18 protein-coding genes are annotated in these 17,485 nt (G+C 68.7%); 12 read left to right on the top strand and 6 right to left on the bottom strand.

What is annotated here, in order from left to right; all coding sequences use genetic code 11:
- Window positions 1–21 precede the first annotated feature (21 nt).
- Together AB8M85_RS10005 and AB8M85_RS10000 are read right to left on the bottom strand one after the other, a co-directional pair.
- Window positions 22–1,362: an MFS transporter gene (locus tag AB8M85_RS10005; protein WP_372698667.1), complete on the bottom strand. Its 1,341-nt coding sequence runs from the start codon at window positions 1,360–1,362 to the stop codon at window positions 22–24.
- A 128-nt stretch (window positions 1,363–1,490) separates the two neighbouring features.
- Window positions 1,491–1,991, bottom strand: coding sequence for a flavin reductase family protein (locus AB8M85_RS10000; protein ID WP_372698666.1), 501 nt, complete (start codon window positions 1,989–1,991; stop codon window positions 1,491–1,493).
- A gap of 215 nt (window positions 1,992–2,206) precedes the next feature.
- Here AB8M85_RS10000 and AB8M85_RS09995 point away from each other — a divergent pair, with 215 nt between their 5' ends.
- Genes AB8M85_RS09995 through AB8M85_RS09980 form a run of 4 tightly spaced genes read left to right on the top strand, consistent with a single transcriptional unit; the run spans window position 2,207 to window position 5,786 of the window.
- Window positions 2,207–2,734: a cupin domain-containing protein gene (locus AB8M85_RS09995; RefSeq protein ID WP_372698665.1), complete on the top strand. Its 528-nt coding sequence runs from the start codon at window positions 2,207–2,209 to the stop codon at window positions 2,732–2,734.
- Window positions 2,731–3,210 (top strand): nuclear transport factor 2 family protein, encoded by a 480-nt coding sequence (locus AB8M85_RS09990; RefSeq protein WP_372698664.1) that lies wholly within the window; start codon window positions 2,731–2,733, stop codon window positions 3,208–3,210. The genes AB8M85_RS09995 and AB8M85_RS09990 overlap by 4 nt, the downstream gene beginning before the upstream one ends.
- Window positions 3,207–4,430 (top strand): hypothetical protein, encoded by a 1,224-nt coding sequence (locus tag AB8M85_RS09985; protein ID WP_372698663.1) that lies wholly within the window; start codon window positions 3,207–3,209, stop codon window positions 4,428–4,430. Before AB8M85_RS09990 ends, AB8M85_RS09985 begins: the two co-directional genes overlap by 4 nt.
- 30 nt (window positions 4,431–4,460) lie before the next feature.
- The gene (locus AB8M85_RS09980; RefSeq protein ID WP_372698662.1) at window positions 4,461–5,786 is read left to right on the top strand and encodes a carboxylesterase family protein; all 1,326 of its coding nucleotides are present in this window, start codon (window positions 4,461–4,463) and stop codon (window positions 5,784–5,786) included.
- On the opposite strand, the gene AB8M85_RS09975 is transcribed toward AB8M85_RS09980, so the two are convergent.
- Window positions 5,783–6,670: a PaaX family transcriptional regulator C-terminal domain-containing protein gene (locus AB8M85_RS09975; protein WP_372698661.1), complete on the bottom strand. Its 888-nt coding sequence runs from the start codon at window positions 6,668–6,670 to the stop codon at window positions 5,783–5,785. The two genes, AB8M85_RS09980 and AB8M85_RS09975, sit on opposite strands and share 4 nt — an antisense overlap.
- 149 nt (window positions 6,671–6,819) lie before the next feature.
- On the opposite strand from AB8M85_RS09975, the gene AB8M85_RS09970 reads away from it, so the two are divergent.
- Entirely contained in the window at window positions 6,820–7,242 is a 423-nt protein-coding gene (locus AB8M85_RS09970; RefSeq protein ID WP_372698660.1) for an acyl-CoA thioesterase, read from the top strand.
- Window positions 7,239–8,132 carry a PaaX family transcriptional regulator C-terminal domain-containing protein gene (locus AB8M85_RS09965; RefSeq protein ID WP_372698659.1) on the top strand — a complete coding sequence of 298 codons (894 nt, stop codon included), beginning with the start codon at window positions 7,239–7,241 and terminating at the stop codon, window positions 8,130–8,132. Before AB8M85_RS09970 ends, AB8M85_RS09965 begins: the two co-directional genes overlap by 4 nt.
- Before the next feature lie 162 nt (window positions 8,133–8,294).
- Here the strand turns inward: AB8M85_RS09965 and AB8M85_RS09960 are convergent, their stop codons facing one another.
- Entirely contained in the window at window positions 8,295–8,711 is a 417-nt protein-coding gene (locus tag AB8M85_RS09960; protein WP_372698658.1) for a RidA family protein, read from the bottom strand.
- Between the two features lie 131 nt (window positions 8,712–8,842).
- Here AB8M85_RS09960 and AB8M85_RS09955 point away from each other — a divergent pair, with 131 nt between their 5' ends.
- From AB8M85_RS09955 to AB8M85_RS09930, 6 genes are all read left to right on the top strand, one after another.
- Entirely contained in the window at window positions 8,843–9,706 is an 864-nt protein-coding gene (locus AB8M85_RS09955) for a fumarylacetoacetate hydrolase family protein (protein WP_372698657.1), read from the top strand.
- 25 nt (window positions 9,707–9,731) lie between these two features.
- Window positions 9,732–10,211, top strand: coding sequence for a cupin domain-containing protein (locus AB8M85_RS09950; RefSeq protein ID WP_372698656.1), 480 nt, complete (start codon window positions 9,732–9,734; stop codon window positions 10,209–10,211).
- Between the two features lie 2 nt (window positions 10,212–10,213).
- Complete coding sequence (locus tag AB8M85_RS09945; protein WP_372698655.1) at window positions 10,214–11,131, top strand: acyl-CoA thioesterase; 918 nt, start codon at window positions 10,214–10,216, stop codon at window positions 11,129–11,131.
- A gap of 40 nt (window positions 11,132–11,171) precedes the next feature.
- On the top strand, window positions 11,172–12,830 hold the full coding sequence (locus AB8M85_RS09940) for an AMP-binding protein (protein WP_372698654.1): 1,659 nt from the start codon (window positions 11,172–11,174) through the stop codon (window positions 12,828–12,830).
- 13 nt (window positions 12,831–12,843) lie between these two features.
- Window positions 12,844–15,222 (top strand): bifunctional salicylyl-CoA 5-hydroxylase/oxidoreductase, encoded by a 2,379-nt coding sequence (locus AB8M85_RS09935; protein ID WP_372698653.1) that lies wholly within the window; start codon window positions 12,844–12,846, stop codon window positions 15,220–15,222.
- 134 nt (window positions 15,223–15,356) lie between these two features.
- The gene (locus AB8M85_RS09930; protein ID WP_372698652.1) at window positions 15,357–16,190 is read left to right on the top strand and encodes a PaaX family transcriptional regulator C-terminal domain-containing protein; all 834 of its coding nucleotides are present in this window, start codon (window positions 15,357–15,359) and stop codon (window positions 16,188–16,190) included.
- Here AB8M85_RS09930 and AB8M85_RS09925 read toward each other — a convergent pair.
- Window positions 16,157–16,900, bottom strand: coding sequence for an alpha/beta hydrolase family protein (locus tag AB8M85_RS09925; protein ID WP_372698651.1), 744 nt, complete (start codon window positions 16,898–16,900; stop codon window positions 16,157–16,159). The genes AB8M85_RS09930 and AB8M85_RS09925 overlap by 34 nt on opposite strands.
- Before the next feature lie 10 nt (window positions 16,901–16,910).
- Window positions 16,911–17,393 (bottom strand): cupin domain-containing protein, encoded by a 483-nt coding sequence (locus AB8M85_RS09920; protein WP_372698650.1) that lies wholly within the window; start codon window positions 17,391–17,393, stop codon window positions 16,911–16,913.
- Between the last annotated feature and the right edge of the window lie 92 nt (window positions 17,394–17,485).

Raw genomic sequence — 17,485 nt, 5'->3', positions numbered from 1 at the left:
GGGCCAAGGCCCATCGGCCTCCTAGTCGGCCAATTCCTTACCGCGAGTCTCCGGGGAAATGGCCGCGGCCAGGAGCACGAGGCCGCACAACACGATCAGGTAGACGTCGAAGATGCGTGGCGAACCCGAGGAATAGAGCCAGGCCTGCAGGTACGGGGCCGTGCCGCCGGTCAATGCCGCGGCCACGGAATAGGGGACGCCCATCCCCACGGCCCTGATGCGGGTGGGGAACTGCTCGGGGAAGTACGCCGGCATGATGGCGGTCGGGGCGGAAATCAGCAGCATGCCCACCCCCATGTAGACAGCCAGGCGCCAGATTTCGCCCTGCCCGCCGGTGAAGAGGATCGACAAGGGGATAATCGCCAACATCGAACCGACCGCGAAAAAGATCCAGTTGAAGCGGCGTCCGATGCGGTCCGAGAGCCAACCCCAGAACACCAGGCAGCCGACCAGGAATACATTGGCCGCCACGCTGACCCACATGACGTGGTCGGGGCGCATGCCGAGCTGCGACATGGCGAACGCCGGAGCCATGATGGCCCAGACGTAGTACATGACCGTTCCGCCACCGGCCAGCGCCATGATGCGTAGGCAGGCACGGCGGTGCAGCCAAAGGGCTGGCCATAGGCCCGACCGTGCTGCCTGCGCCTGCGGTGTGGAAGCCTGGGCCGCGTCGCGGGTGAACATGGGAGTCTCGTCCAGCCGGCGCCGCAACCGCAGCGCGTAGATGCCTAGGAGGCCTCCGAGCAGGAAAGGCACGCGCCAACCCCATTGCCCAACGGCATCGGTGCCCAGGGCGCTGGTCAGACCCGCGCCCAGCAGGGAGGCGGCGGTCACGCCGAGCGTCACGAAGACGAACACCGAGGAGGCCCAGATGCCGCGGCGGCGGGCAGGAGCCATTTCGGTGACGTAGGTGAACGAGGAGACGACTTCGCCACCGTGCCCGAAGCCCTGCAGCAGCCGACCGGCCAACAGGAAGGCCGCGGCTGCCGGGCCGATGACATCGTAGGTGGGGGAGACGCCGATGAACAGGCTGCCGCCGGCCGTGAGCAGCATCGAGATGGTCATGGCGCGGCGGCGACCTGTGCGGTCGGCGAGCCAGCCGAAAAACAGGCCGCCCAGCGGCCGCATCAAGAACCCTGCGGCGAATACCGCCAGGGTGCCCAACAAGGCGGCCAGCGGATCGGATCCCAAGAAGAATTGGCCGGCGAAGTAGGCCGCGAAAATCGAGTAGGCGGTCCAGTCGTACCATTCCAGGGCGTTACCGACGCCGACGCCGGTGATGATCCTGCGCCGTTCGGCACGGGTGATGGGCGGCGGCGCGACGGCAAGTGGCCGTTCGGCGGGTTCGATGCTTGTCATGGCAGTCCTTCGGTCGTTTCATCGGGTGGCTCGTTGCGACGTTTGGTCGCCGTGCACTGCACTTTGTCACAGTGGAGTGACGATAGTCACTAGATCGCTATATTACGATCGTGTAACGAACGTCAAGATTAGGCGAGATGCGTGAACCGCGAACCGTGGAAAACCAGGGGGGCGATCTGCTTGTCAACCTGCAGGTCGTGGATTCGGAAGACGATGACGTCATGGTCGCCGGCCTCGTGGGCCGCGTGGATGCTGCAGTCGTACCAGGCGGCGGCGCCACCGAGGCGCACGGCTCCGAGCTCGGTGGTTTCGGCGTCCACCCCCGTAAACCTGGAGGCCTTGTCGCGCCCCGCCAGCTGGCGGCAGGAGGCCTCGTGGCCCGCGCCGAGGATCGATACGCCGATGCGCTGGGCGGAGGCCAGATCGGGCCAGGTCGAGGACGACTTTTGAATCGAGAACATGGCGAGCGGCGGTTCGAGGGAGACTCCCACGGTGAAGGAGGAGGCGATGACGACGTGGCGCTCTCCGTCGACCTCGGCGGCGATGGCCGCGACCCCGGAGGGGAAGTGGCCGAAGGTTTCACGCAGGAGCTGGCTGTCGATGGAGGGGCGGGTGGCTGTGGCGGTCATAACGATGGTCCTTTCGGGGCGGGTGGGACGCCGTCGCGTCGTGGCAACCAGCATTGCAGAACTCGACTCCGTTGTATAGCAAGATTTTTGCGAACGTTTGATTCTTGACATATGACGCAAGTCACGCTTCACTGGATCCAGCATGACCCGCCGCCGAACCCGGATCCCGCGGGCACCTACTAGCCGCCGTGCCGCCCACAGCAAGGAGCACTCCCATGACGCCAACAGCTTCCCCCTCGACCCGCCGTCTGCAGATCGTGCGCTTTCAGGACCGGGAGAACCTCTGGTTCCTCGGTGACCTGATCCAGCCGATCATCACCACCGAAATGACCGACGGTCGGTTCATGATGGCGCTGACCCATTCCAAGGCCGGGTCGGAGCCGCCCTTGCACGAGCACGATGGAGAGGACGAGATCTTCTACATCCTCACCGGGACGATCGAGTTCTGGTCTGGCGACGGTCACGCCGTCCTCGGCCCCGGCGACTGCATCCTGATGCCCAAGGATGTGCCCCACATTTTCCGCGTCAGCCCAGATGCCGAGGCCACTTGGCTGGTCATGAGCGCACCCGGCGGGTTGGACGACTTCTTCCGCGCGGTGTCAGTTCCCGCCGGCTACCCAGGGCCGCAGCAGGACTGGCAGATGGACGAGGAAACCGAAGCACGTCTCGAGGCTGCGTGTCGACAGTTCGGCATCACGTTGATCGGCCCTCCCGGCACCCTCCCCGGCATGGCTGACCAGTGATTGTTCGTCAGTCGCCGGCCGTCGTGGTCAGTGCTTATTGGGCCGCCCGCGAACGGGGAGACGAGACGGCAGCCCGAGAACTGCTAGCCGAGGACCTGGAATGGACGGTTGTCGGACGCCACGCTGCAGTCGTCGGCACCTACCGTGGGCCCGACCAGTTTTTCAACCAGCTCGTCGCTGGCAACGCGGCTGTTTTCCAGCCCGGAACCGCACAGAGCCGGATCCTCGGCATTTTCGAGGACGCGCAGCAGAACACCGTGGTGACGCATACACGCAAGACGGCCCGCACGCGCACCGGCCTTCACTTCGACAACGAAATCGTCACCATTATGACCATCGCCCACGGCAGGATCCGGATCTGCCGCGAGTTCATGGACCTGGCCGAAGTCAACAGGACATTCGGCGCCAACCCCCCACTCGACCCGACGGCCACCGGTTCGCCGGGTGCGCCCGTTCCCGAAAGGAAAACCACATGACCGAGATCCTGACTCACGACAACCGCCAGCACGTCACCGTCGCCCCCACAGAGGAGGAGACGGACCGTATCGTCGAACGGATCAACGCCATCGGTCCCCTGCTGCGCGAGAACGCCGTGATCGCCGACCGGGACCGCGTCCTGCCCCAGGCCAGCGTCGAGGCGCTTGAAGAGGCCGGGGCACTGCGTATTGCCTGCTTAAAGCGTTACGGCGGGCATGAAGGCGGCGCCTCCATGCTGCTACGGGTCGCCCGGACAGTGGGCTACTACGACCCAGCCGCCGCCTGGTGCACCGTCATTTCCAACGGATCAGTGATGCTGGCCAACCGTTTCGACGACCAGTTGCTGGACGAGGTGTTCGCCGGAGGTCCCGTCCGCATGGCCTCGATCTTCGCCAGCCCCCAAGGCACCGCCGTACCGGAAAACGGAGGATGGAGGGTTACGGGCAAGTGGCCCTTTGCCTCGAACAGCTCCCATTCCGAATGGGCCATCGGCATCCTCTTCATCCACGACGAACACGGAGCCGAACGGGGCATCGGGTTCGCCATGATGCGCCGGGGCGAGTATTCGGTAGAGGACACGTGGTACACGATCGGCATGCGCGGATCCGGTTCGAATACCATGGCCACCGAGGACCTGTGGCTTCCGCCCAACCGAGTCATTACCTTCGACCAACTAATGGGCATGGGCCCCGAGACGGACCCGGAGGCGACATTCGGCAAGCGTCTAACGCCCCATCTGACCATGTCCACCACGATCCAGGCAGCATCCATGGGGGCGGCCACGGCGGCCCGCGATTTCGTGGCCGGCGTATCCGGCAAGCGCGGCATCACCTACACCCACTACAAACGGCAAAACGAGTCGGGTGCCTTCGTGCAGGGCCTGGGGGCCGCGAGCACCAAGATCGAGGGCGCACAGCTGCTGCTGGAGCGCTCGGCTGCCAGCATCGATGCCGCCGCCTCCGGCTGCCAACCGATTCCGTTGGAGGAACGCGCACGACACCGCGGCGGCATCGGCCATGCGGGCCACGAACTCGTCGACGCCGTGAACGAGCTATGTTGGCTGCACGGCACCGCGTCCTTCGGCGAAACCAGCCTGCTGGGGCGCATGTGGCGGGATGTCAACACGGGTACCCGGCACGCTTCGATCACCGCGCCGATGGGCTATGAGTTGCATGGCAACGCGCTCACGGGCACCGAGTACATCTCCAACAAACTCTAGGAGATAGCCGTGGAACTTCGACTGGGCAACATGCCTTCGGCCAGACAGGTCCTCGATGGTGCCGCCGTCCATGCCTGGTACGGCCTGCGCTTCGCCACCGCCCGGCGCTTTGGCCTGCCCGAATCCGCGGAGGGCAGGCTGGGCGCCCGTCGCTTGGTCGAGGTTCCCATCTTCCCCCAGCGGCCCAGCCGGCTCTCGATCGCCATGGGGCAAGGAGAGGTGAACCCGCAATCCGAGGACGCGTTCTTCGCCAACGTCTGGGCTCCCGAGTCGGCCGACGGCCTCCCGGTCATCCTGTTCCTACATGGCGGGGCCTGGATGACCGGAGGAGGGTCGATGCCATGGTACGACGGCGGGATGCTGGCTGCCCGTGGCGCGGTCGTGGTCACCGTGAACTACCGGTTGGGCCCGTTCGGGCACCTCGGGGCGTCCGCCGACCATGAATTTCCCCTGCCCGTCGCGGATCTGCTCCTGGCGCTGGACTGGACCGTGACCAACATCGCCGGCTATGGCGGTGACCCGCAGAGGATCACCGTTGCAGGGCAATCCGCCGGTGCGTGGTATGGTCACCTGCTCTCCCTCCTGCCGGACGCCCGCGGCAAGATCCACCGCCTCGCCCTGCTGAGCATGGGGACCAGGAAACCCTGGAGCCGACAGACCCGGTCCCGGGTCACGGCCTCTGCGGGCCGGATGGTCGAACCCGACAACCTCGGTACGGCACCGGTGGACGCCGTTCTCGGGGCCGGCCTACGGGCGTTACCCCCTCCGGACCCCAATCTCGGGATGGCCCCGGCGGCCTACCTCCCCATGGCAAGCACAGGCCTGCCATCGGCATTCCTCGACCCGGTAGGCGCCTCCACGGACACCTCGGTGGAAGCCACCTACTTGCGGTTCACGGCCCAGGAATCCGCCATCTTCTTCGTCGACTCCACCCGGCACCTTGAGGCCACGCAGGACCAGGTCGACGAGGCGCTTGGTCCATGGGACCCAGCGGATCTGCCGGCGGTGCTCAAACGGCGGGGGAATTACGCCGGCAGTTCCTCGGGCCTCAGCCCCTACCGGCAGCTGGTTGCCGCGTCTTCGTGGCGGCAATTCCAGCGATTCCCCGCCGAATTTGCAGAAGCCTTGCGTGCGGACGGTGCCAAGGCGCACCTCGACGTCTTCGAGGAACAAAGCCAACAGCCGGGCCTGCTGGCCGCCCACTGCTTCGACCTGCCGTTCCAGTTCGGCAACCGTTCGGCATGGCAGGACGCCCCGATGCTGGCGGGGTACGACGACGAGAAGTTTACTGAGGTCTCCGGGCAGCTGGTCCGGGACTTGGTTCACTTCGCCGCGGGTGCCGGCCCTTACGCCTAGGTCCTGCCCCGGGGATCGTCCGTCAGGACCTGAAGGGCATGCCGTTTGGCGAGCGGGGCTAGTACACGGTTGAGTTCGCTGAACACCCGACGGGCTGTCGTGCCGATCCAGTTGTCGGGCAGCAGCTCAGGGGGAAGCCCCGGGTCCTGGTACGGCAGTCGACGCCACTGGGTAATCATCGGAACGTAGGTCCGGAAGGCCGCACCCAGCACCGCCGCGGTGGGTGCCGACCTGCCGGGCAGCCGGTCCAGCTCGGGAGAATAGGTCGTCAGGAACTCGCCATAGAGACGCTCCAGCTCGTCCAAGTCCCACCACCGCGCCACCTTGTCCCGCAGATCCGAACCTCCGGCCGGCGACGAGACGAAGAACTCGATGTAATCAGATAGACCGTGTTTGTCCATGTATTCTTCGGCTTCGGCCTGCAGCCGGATCGGTGCAATGCTCAGACCCGATGCCACCGTGCCGAATCCAAGGCGGGCGAGGCCGGCCCGGATTTTGTGGCGGTTGCTGCGCTCCGACTCCGGGACGGAATAGGACGCCAGGAGCCACGGGTCACCAACGCTGGCGGTACGTGGTGCCAGAATGCGCTCGTCGCCGATCCTCATGTGGTCCTCGAGCTCCGGCGCCATCGCATAGGCATTGGCACCATGGATCTTGCCGCTGACGAGCACGCCCCTCTTCTTCAGCCTGGAGATCGACGAGCGGACGCTGGCCCCCTCGTATCCCAACTCCGTGAGCAGGCGAACCACGCCGGAGACAGGGAGGAAACGGCCGCAGGGGCGGCCGTAGAGGCCAAAGACCGTCACGACAAACCGATGGTGTGCTTGTTGACCGTGGCCGCCGGCCTCACGGCCTGCAATGATTTCGTCGAGGGCAATGGTCACCACAGCACCCTACCAAGCCCGGAGCGTTGCGGCTGCTGCGCTGACGTCGGCGACCTGTCACCGGGCATCGAGCAATTGTTACCGGGATCAGGAACCCGATAGATTGAAGTAGGGGCCGTCAATGGCCCCGGAGACCCGAAGGAGCACCCATGGCGCAGGACCGCGGACCGTCCACCTCCTTGGACCGGACGGTGGAGTGGGTCGACACCGACGCCGCGGGACACCAGCACAACTCGGCCATCCTGCGCTGGGTGGAGGCCGGGGAGGCCCAGCTGATGCGCGAACTGGGGCTGGTCGACTACTTCCCGTTGAGTCCGCGCGTGCAGCAGGTGGTGAACTTCCGAAACCGCCTGTGGTTCGGGCAACGGATCACGGCCACGGTGTGGATCGAACGCGTCGGCAACGCCTCCCTGGTGCTCGGCTTCGAGATCACCGGCCACCCATGCGACCGCTCCGCCGGCGGCCTGGCGGCCGACGGAACCGTCACCACCGTCCACGTCCCGCTCGGCGCCGAGGCCTCGGCGCCCTGGCACGCGGCCATGCGCTCCCGACTCGCGGGGGAGCGGCCATGACCACCAGGACCGTGGCGGATGCGACCGCCGGGGCCGGCATCCCAGCACCGGTGGTGCGGCACCAGCAACTCATCGTCACGCTGTTCGGCCTGTACTGCCGTGAGACCGGCACCGCCCTGCCGGTGGCCTCACTGGTGGCCCTGCTCGGCGACCTGGGCTACGACGCGCCGGGGGTGCGCTCTGCCGTCTCACGGCTCAAGGCCAAGGGCGTGTTGCGCAGCACGCGCAGCAACGGGGTCGCCGCCTACGAACTTTCCGAGTCGCTTCAAACCGTCTTCGCCGAGGGTGACCAGCGGATCTTCGCCGAACGACGTGACGACGGCGACAGGGCGTGGCTGCTGGCCCTCTTCTCCGTGCCCGAGGCCCAACGCCACCTGCGTCACCGGCTGCGCAGCGTCCTGTCAGGCCTGGGCTTCGGCACGGTATCCGCGGGTGTCTGGATCGCCTCCTCCGGCGTCGCGGACCGTGCCCGCGAACGCCTGGCGGCCCAGGGGCTGGACCACTTCGTGGAGTTCTTCCGCGGCGACTACCTCTTCGCCGGAGACGTCCGCGCCAAGGTCGCCACCTGGTGGGACCTGGAGGCCATCGATGAACTAATCGGCGACTTCCTGGACATCTACGCCGACGCCGACCAGGCCTGGCAACGGCGGCTCGGCACACACGCGACGGATGCTGCTGCGGCCGACGACGAGACCTGCCGTGATGCCTTCCGCTACTACATCCCACTGCTGACCCTGTGGCGCCAACTGCCCTACCGGGACCCGGACCTGCCATTGGTGTACCTGCCGGCGGGCTGGCGTGAACCCGCGGCCCGACGGGCCTTCACCGGGGCCCACCGGCTCATCGCCCCGCTGGCCGAGCGCCATGCCCGGCAGGTCATCGACGGGTGAACCGTCCGGGTGGGGACGCCATCGGCGACGCCGGATCGGGCGCGCTCCCTGGGGTGGCGGGCGGCCACAGCTGACGGACGACGGCGGGACGGAACCTGAGGTGCCTGGCACCTGGGGTTCCGCCCCGCCGTCGTTCTGGTGCCGGCGAGCGCCGGCGCAGCGTCAGGCCGCCGGGATGACCGCGACGCCCTGGATCTCGATGAGTGCCTCCTTTTGCCACAGGCGTGAGACGCCGATGCCGGCCATGGCCGGGTAGCCGGTGCCGGCCATGTCGCGCCAGATGCGCCCGATCTCCCGCCCGTTGGCCATGTAGTCGTCCACGTCCGTGAGGTAGATGGTCACGCTGACCAGGTCCTCCGGACGCCCGCCGGCCTCCTGGAGCGTGGCGAGCACGTTGGAGAAGGCCTGCCGGAACTGCTCGACGATGCCGCCCGGAACGATGTTCATGTCCTGATCCAGTGCGGTCTGCCCGCCGAGGTACACGGTGTTGCCGGCCAGGATCCCGTGGGCATATCCCGAGGGCTTGGGCAGCGATGCGGGGTTGATGGTCTGGTGGGCATTGGCGCTCTGGGTGGTCATGTCCCCTCCTGGGTGATGGGTGGAAAAAATTCGAATGTGGCCTATTGCACATTCCTTCATGCGTGCTAAATTGATCATATGTTGCGACCGTAAAAAAGTCGACATATCGATTTCGAGCAAAGGAACACCCGATGAAGCTGGCCACCGTGCGCACCGCAACGGGAACCACAGCAGCCGTCGAGACAGCCGGCGGCTACCTCCCCCTGGACGCGCCCGACGTCGGCGCCCTGCTCGCAGGAACCGGTTGGCGGGCGACCGTGGACGCGGCGCTCGCCGGCGGCCCGGCCGGTGCCATCCCCGCCGGGGCGGCCGAATTGGCCGCCGTGGTGCCACGACCCGCCAAGGTCGTCTGCTGCGGCCTGAACTATGCGGACCACATCCTGGAAATGGGCCGCGAACTGCCCGAGTACCCCACGCTCTTCGCCAAGTTCGCCGACTCGCTCACCGGTCCGGCGGACGCGATCACCGTCCACGGCAGCGACCAGGTCGACTGGGAAGCGGAGCTCGCCGTCGTTGTCGGCAGCGAGCTCTCGCATGCCGATGAGGCCGAAGCCGCCGCGGCCATTGCCGGATACACCGTGGCCAACGACGTCTCGATGCGCGACTGGCAGCACCGGACCCTGCAGTGGTTGCAGGGCAAGGCCTTCGACGCCAGCACGCCCCTGGGCCCGGCGCTGGTCACCGCCGACGAATTCGACGAGGACCCCTCCTTCACCCTGCGCGGCTACGTCAACGGCGAACTGGTCCAAACGGGGGATACCGCCACGCTGGTCTTCGGCCCGGCCCGGCTGCTGTCCTACATCTCGGGATTCACGACCCTGCGCCCCGGCGACGTCGTCCTGACCGGCACCCCCGGCGGTGTCGGGTCCGGCATGAAACCACCGCGCTTCCTCGCCGACGGCGACGTCCTGGCCACCGAAATCGACGGACTGGGCCGACTGGAGAACACCGTCAGCCTGGTCCCCGCGAACGCCACAGCAACCACCCACGCCTGACCCCGAACCAGCAAGGAGAACCACGATGAGCACCAGCACCGACTACATCCTCGAAGGCGACAACAGCCAGTACGCCTCCGCCAACGGGCAGGTCGTCCCGGTCGTCACCCGCAGCGGCGAGGAGGACACCAACACCGCCCAGTCCGGGGACTGCGTCCGCGTTTCGGGCGTATCCATCCAGCACACCCCGGCCACCAAGATCTGGTTCGGACAGGTCTCCAACGTCCCCGGCTACCGCTCGCTGCCGCACCACCATGCCGAGGCCGAAACCGGAGGCTATGTGCTGCGCGGCCACGGCCGCATCTACTTCGGCGAGGGCTACTCCGAGTACCTGGACATGAAGGCCGGCGACTGGGTCTTCGTCCCGCCCTTCATGCCGCACGTCGAGGCCAACATGTCGGTGACCGAGGAACTCGTCTGGCTCACCGCACGCACCCCCGAGAACCTGGTGGTCAACCTCGAGGACGTCCCCGACGAGACCCTCGCCGACTACCGGAGGGCCTAGGCATGGACGCCACCACCGAGACCCCGATCCTGGCCCCCGACACGGCCGCGACCTTCCTGCGGGCCATCGAGCTGACCCCGGTCGACGGCCCGGCGGACGCCTCCTTCGAGGCGACCACCCAGTACGTGCCGTGGCCCAAGGCCTACGGCGGGGACATGACCGCCCAGGCCACGGCCGCGATGCAGGCGACCGTGGGCGCCGACCGGGCCCTGCACTCGCTGCACAGCTACTTCATGCGCCCCGTCGACATCGGCGCCCCGGTCCGCTACGACGTCGAGACCCTGCGCGACGGCCGCGGCTACTCGACCCGCAGCGTCCGCGCCGTGCAGAACGGCAAGACCGCCTTCACCGCCATGGGATCGTTCCACGTCCCCGAAGAGGGACCGGAGTTCCAGCAACAGGCACCGGCGGTCGTCGAGCCGGAAACCCTGCTCACCGCCGCCGAGGCCCTGGAAGGGGCCGCCGCCGACGTTGCCTACGGGCCGGCCGCCGAGTACTGGGCACATGGGCGCAGTTTCGACATGCGCCACGTCCCCGGGCCGGTCTACGTCTCCTCCGATGGAACCCGGTCGTCCAGCCAGGCCGTCTGGGTGCGGGCCTTCAGCGCGCTGCCCGATGCCGGCGACGCCAAGGCCACCGCCGACCTGCACCGCACCGCGCTGGCCTACGTGTGCGACTACACGATCCTCGAGACCCTGCTGCGCGTGCGCGGGCTGAACTGGTCCAGCCAGGGCCTGGCCACCGCGAGCCTGGACCATGCCATGTGGTTCCACCGCGCGGCGCGCGCCGACGGCTGGATCCTCTACGCCCAGGACGCCGTGTCCGTGCAGGACAACCGGGGATTGGCCCTCGGGCGCTTCTTCGACCGCGACGGACGCCTGCTGGCCACCGTCGCCCAGGAAGGCATGATCCGCGGCTGAGCGCCGCACCCATCCATCCCACCCCGCGAAAGGAACGGCCATGCAGCTCACGCCATCGGCCCACGTGGACACCTTCACCCGAGACCACCTCCCACCCGCCGACCAGTGGCCGACGCTCGAATTCACCCTCCCCGAACTGCAGTACCCCGAGCAGCTCAACGCCGCCACCGCGCTCATCGACCAGCCCACGGCGCGCTTCGGCGCCGACCGCCCCGCACTGCGCACCCCGGACGGCGTCATCTGGAGCTACGGGCAGCTGCTCGAACACGCCAACCAGGTGGCCCGCGTGCTCACCGAGGACCACGGCATCGTCCCGGGCAACCGGGTGCTGCTGCGCGGACCGAACAACCCCTGGATCGTCGCCGCCTGGCTCGGCGTGCTCAAGGCCGGCGCCGTCGTCGTGACCACCATGCCGCTGCTGCGCGCCCCGGAGATCGCCAAGCTCATCGGGCTGACGAAGCCCTCGCTGGCGATCACCGACCACCGCTTCGCCGACGAGATGGACACCGCTGCCACCGCCGCCGAACTGCCGGTCCTCTCCTACGGCTCCGACGCCGCCACGGACCTGGTGGCGCTCGCCGCCGCCAAGCCCGGCACCTTCGAGAACGTCGCCACCGCCGCCGACGACGTCGCGCTGCTCGGGCCCACTTCCGGGACCACCGGGACCCCGAAGGTCACCATGCACTTCCACCGCGACGTGCTGGCCAACGCCGACACGTTCGCTCGCCACCTCCTGGAACCCACGCCGGACGACGTCTTCGCCGGGTCCCCACCACTGGCCTTCACCTTCGGGCTCGGCGGACTGGTGGTCTTCCCGCTCTACTTCGGGGCCTCCGCCCTGCTGACCGAGCGGGCCGCGCCGGTGGAACTGGCCGAACGCGCCGCCGAGGCCGGGGCCACCGTCCTGTTCACCGCACCCACCGCCTACCGGGCGATCATCAAGGCCGACCGGGCCGACCTGCTCTCCCGCCTGCGCCTGGGCGTCTCGGCCGGCGAACACCTCTCCCAGCAGACCTGGGAAGCCGTCGAGGAGGCCTCGGGACTGCGCCTGGTCGACGGCATCGGCGCCACCGAGATGCTCCACGTGTTCATCTCCGCCGCCGGGGACGCCATCCACCCCGGCGCCGTCGGGGTTCCCGTGCCCGGTTACCGCGCCACCATCCTGGACGTCGACGGCAACGAGGCCGCCGACGGCGAGCCCGGACGGCTCGCGGTCATTGGCCCCACCGGGTGCCGCTACCTCGACGATCCGCGCCAGGCGAACTACGTCTGCAATGGCTGGAACGTCACCGGCGACACCTTCCTGCGCGACGCCGAGGGCTACTTCGTCTACCAGGCCCGCTCGGACAACATGATCGTCTCCTCGGGCTACAACATCGGCGCCCCCGAGGTGGAAGCGGCCATCGACCAGCACGAGGACGTGCTGGAGAACGCCGTCGTCGCCCGCCCCGACGAGGAGCGCGGTTCCGTGGTCTGCGCCTTCATCGTCCTGCGCGAGGGCGTCACCGGCGACGCGGCCAAGCGCAAGGAGATCCAGGACTTCGTCAAGGCCACCATCGCCCCCTACAAGTACCCCCGCGACGTGCGCTTCGTCGACGAACTACCCCGCAACCCCAGCGGGAAACTCCAGCACTTCCGGCTGCGCGAGAGCTTGCAGACCGGCCAGCACAGCGAACTTGCCGGCGCAGGCCAGGCCTAGAAAGGACACGACCATGAAGATCGCCATCGTCGGCGGAGGCCCCGGAGGCCTCTACTTCGCCGCACTCATGAAGCAGTTGGACCCGTCCCACGACATCACCCTCTTCGAACGCAACGCCGCGTCGGATACCTTTGGCTTCGGCGTCGTCTTCTCGGACGAGACCCTCGGGGGCATCGGCAACGCCGACCCGGTCGTGGCCGACTACATGTCCCGGCGCTTCGCCCGCTGGGCCGACATCGACATCCACTACCGGGGCGAACAGCTCACGGTCGGCGGACAGGGCTTCGCGGCGATGAGCCGCAAGGAACTGCTGCAGCTGCTCCAGCACCGCGCCGTCGAGCTCGGTGTCGACGTGCGCTTCTCCACGCTGGCCCCGGACGTCGCCGAACTCGAGGCCACCCACGACCTGGTCCTGGCCGCCGACGGGGTCAACTCCCAGATCCGCGCCCGCTACGCGGAAGACTTCGGCCCAACCCTGGACGTGCGGCGCAACAAGTACATGTGGCTGGGCACCGACCAGGTCTTCGAAGCGTTCAAGTTCTTCATCAAGGACACCGAGCACGGGACCATGCAGATCCACGGCTACCCGTTCTCCGAATCCGGGTCCACGTTCATCGTCGAGATGCACGAGGACGTCTGGCACGCCGCCGGCTTCGACGCCACCGCGAACACGCCGATGGGCCCGGGCGTCTCCGACGAATACGCCGTGGAGAAGGTCCGTGAGATCTTCGCCGAGGAGCTCGGCGGCCATGAGGTGCTCGCCAACAACTCCAAGTGGCTGAACTTCACCACCGTGCGCAACCGCAACTGGCACCGCGGCAACGTCGTCCTCCTCGGCGACGCCGCCCACACCGCGCACTTCTCCATCGGCTCGGGCACCAAGCTGGCCATGGAGGACGCACTCGCCCTGGCCGCCTGCCTGCACGAGCACGCCGGCATCCCCGCGGCACTCGAGGCCTACGAGGCCGAGCGGCGCCCCGTCGTCGAATCCACCCAGCGCGCGGCCCAGGCCTCGCTGGAATGGTTCGAGTCCATCGGGCAGTACCGTGGCCAGGACCCCGTCCAGTTCGCGTTCAACCTGCTCACCCGCTCCCGCAGGATCACCCAGGAGAACCTGCGGATGCGCGACCCAGAGTTCGCCCACCGCGTCGAGGAGCACTTCGCCGCCAGCCAGGGCCTGGAGCAGGTGGCCCCGGCCATGTTCCAGCCGCATTCGATCGGGTCGCTGGAACTGAAGAACCGCATCGTCGTCTCCCCGATGGACATGTACTCCGCCGTCGACGGGGTGCCCACCGACTTCCACCTGGTCCACCTGGGCTCCAAGGCACTCGGCGGCGCCGGGCTGGTCATGACCGAGATGGTCTGCGTCTCGCCCGAAGGCCGGATCACCCCCGGCTGCTCCGGCCTCTACACCGACGAGCAGGCCACCGCCTGGTCGCGGGTGGCCGACTTCGTGCACGGCCGCTCCGGCGCCAAGCTCGGCGTGCAGCTGGGCCACTCCGGCCGCAAGGGCTCCACGCGGCTGATGTGGGAGGGCATCGACCAGCCGCTGCCCGAAGGCAACTGGGAGACCCTCGCCCCCAGCGCCCTGCCCTACAGCCCGGAGAACACCGCGCCGCGGGAGATCGACCGCGCCGGCATGGACCAGGTCGTCGCCGACTTCGTGGCCTCCACCCGCCGGGCCGCCGACGCCGGCTTCGACCTGCTCGAGGTCCACGCCGCCCACGGCTACCTGCTCTCGTCCTTCCTGTCCCCGGTGTCCAACCGGCGCACCGACGAGTACGGCGGCAGCCTGGAGAACCGGCTGCGCTTCCCGCTGGAGGTCTTCGACGCCGTCCGCGCCGTGTGGCCGTCCGGCAAGCCGATGACGGTGCGCATCTCGGCCACGGACTGGATCGACGGCGGCAACACCGCCGACGACGCCGTGGAGATCGCCCGGGCCTTCATCGCCCACGGCGCGGACGGGATCGACGTCTCCACCGGGCAGATCGACTCCGGGGAGAAGCCGGCCTTCGGGCGCAGCTACCAGACGCCCTTCGCGGACCGCATCCGCCAGGAGGCCGCGGCGCCGGCGGGTGCCACCGTCATCGCCGTGGGGGCCATCTCCTCCTACGACGACGCCAACTCCATCCTGCTGGCCGGCCGCGCCGACCTGATCGCCCTGGGCCGCACGCACCTGTACGACCCGCAGTGGACCCTGCATGCCGCGGCCGAGCAGGAGTACCGCGGCGACGGGGCCGAATGGGTGGACCAGTTCCGCGCCGGCCGGCGCAAGCCGCCGAGCGCCCGCACCGATGCGGTCCGCCCGCGCCTGTCGCTGCTGCGCGAACCCGAACCGGTCGACGACCCGCACCTGCGCTGGCGCCCGAAGGTCGCCGCCGCGGCCCGGTAGACCGGGACGACGCACGACGGCGGGGCACACGGCCGCCGTCCGTGGCCCGCACTCCCGTCCGGGGTGCGGGCCACACGGCTGTGCGGCGATAGGATGAGGGCGTTTGACCGGACCGACGCCGAAGGGGGACCCGGGTGCCCAAGCCGCTCCTCCAGGAGCTCATCGTCACGCTCTACGGGCTCTATGGGCGATCCGGCCTCCTGCCCGTGGCGCACCTGGTGGCCCTGCTGGCGGACCTGGGCGTCGAGGAGGGGGCCGCCCGGTCGACGGTCTCGCGGCTGAAGTCCAAGGGCGTACTCGAGCGCACCGACGGCACCACGCCGGTGGCCTACCGGCTCTCGCCGGCCGTGCTGGACGGATTCCATGCCGGGGACGAACGCATCTTCACCCCCCGCCGCTCCGAGCCGGGGGACCCTTGGGCGCTGGTCGTCTTCTCCGTCCCCGAGACCGAGCGCAAGCGGCGCTACGAATTGCGCACCGAGCTGACCAGCCTGGGGTTCGGCTTCGTGGCCGCCGGGGTGGCCATCGCACCGGCCACGGTGCTCGACCAGGCGCTGGACCGCCTGGCTGCCCGTGGGCTCACGCGGTACCTGGAGCACTTCACCGGGCAGTACGGCGAGGGGGAAGTCCTGCGCGAGCGCATCGGGCAGTGGTGGGACCTCGGTGAACTGGATGCAGCATACGGCGAATTCGTCGCCGACTACGACCCGGTGGTTCAGCAGTGGTCCGCGCGCACGGAAGCGGCGCCCGACCTCGATGAAGACGGGCGCCGCGAGGCATTTGCTCAGTACATCCCGCTGCTGACCAGGTGGCGGCGCTTCCCGTACCGCGACCCGAACATCGCGCTGGAGCTGCTACCGGTCGGGTGGAAGGCCCCCCGCGCCAAGCTGGTCTTCCTCCAGCTGCACGGCATGCTCTCCGGCCCGGCGCAGGATCACGCCCGGTCGGTGCTCGGGGCCTCCGTCTGACCGGCCGCGGCAGTGTGCTCGGCCAGCCACTGCAGCACCGCCGGCCAGTGCGGCAGGGCAGGGTCGATGACCTCCAGATGCCCGAGCCGATCGGGCAGCAGGGCCGTCACCGGGGCCCCGGCGTCCCACGCGGCCACCAGGTAGTCCAGGGTGTGGCGCACGGGCACGCGGGAATCGTCGGCGCCATGGACCACCAGCGCCGGCCGGGCCGCGTCCACGCGGACAACGGGGGAGGCTGAGGCATAGCGAGCGGGGTCCTGCGCCGGCGAGGTGCCGAAGTACTCTCGTGCTGCGCCGTCGCCCAGCGACTCGGCGTGGGTGCGGGCGGCATCGGTGACCGGGGCCAGTGCCACGACGGCGTCCAGCGGGGCACCGGCCAGCAGGGCCAGTTCGCCGCCGACGGAGTGCCCCACCGCCACCAGCGGGCCCTCGAGGTGCCGGTCGGCCACGACGGCGCAGGCCGCCCGGACATCGTCCAACGGGAGCGGCCACGGGGCCCCGGGACCACGGCGGTACTCGACGTTCGCCACGTTCCAGCCCGCGGCGGCCAGCGGCCCGATCAGGGGCTCCATCAGCTCCAGGGTGTGGGCCTGGCGCCAGTAGCCGCCGTGCACCAGCACCGCGGTGCCCCGGGGCGGGGTGGCGGCCCGGTCCAGCACCACGTGCTGGTCCGGGTGGGCGCCGTAGGACAGGATCTCGGGCCGCGGCATGACCGCTTCCCTACGCCCCGGGAACGCTGCCGGCGGGCAGGAAGTCCACGCCGAGCAGGGCCGAACGGCGCACGACCTCTTCGGGATCGGTGAGGTTGTGCAGCTGGTCGAACAGCTCGCTCAGCTGGCCGGCCGGGCTGACCCAGAACAGTGCCTTGGCGGCGTCGTCGGCCTTGTTGTAGTACGCGTGCGGCAGGCCCATCGGCATGCGCACGGTGTCGCCGGGCCCGGCGGTGGTCCATTCGCCGTCCAGGTACAGCGTGTAGGTGCCCTCGAGCACCAGGATGTGTTCATGCTGGGTGGGGTGGATATGCGGGGGGACGCCCGTACCGCTGGGGTCGAGTGAGAGCCACGCGAAGCTCGAGGCGCTCTCGACCTTCGCCAGGTAGGTGTGGCCCAGCACGTTCCACGTCTTGTTGCCGTAGGCCTCCCCGGCCAGCGTGATGCCCTTGGGCAGGTCGCCGACGATGATCTCTTCCTGCTGTACATCCATGGTCCGTTCCCTTCGTCGTGCGGCGCGTGGCCGCGGTGGTTGCCAGACAGCATGGCAGGAATCAGAAAAACATGCAATGGGTCTTGCGATCG

The organism is Arthrobacter sp. JSM 101049 (assembly GCF_041679245.1).
Classification (GTDB): domain Bacteria; phylum Actinomycetota; class Actinomycetes; order Actinomycetales; family Micrococcaceae; genus Arthrobacter_H.
Note: the sequence above shows the minus strand (reverse complement) of the source record. Positions and strands in the feature narration are given on the sequence as shown.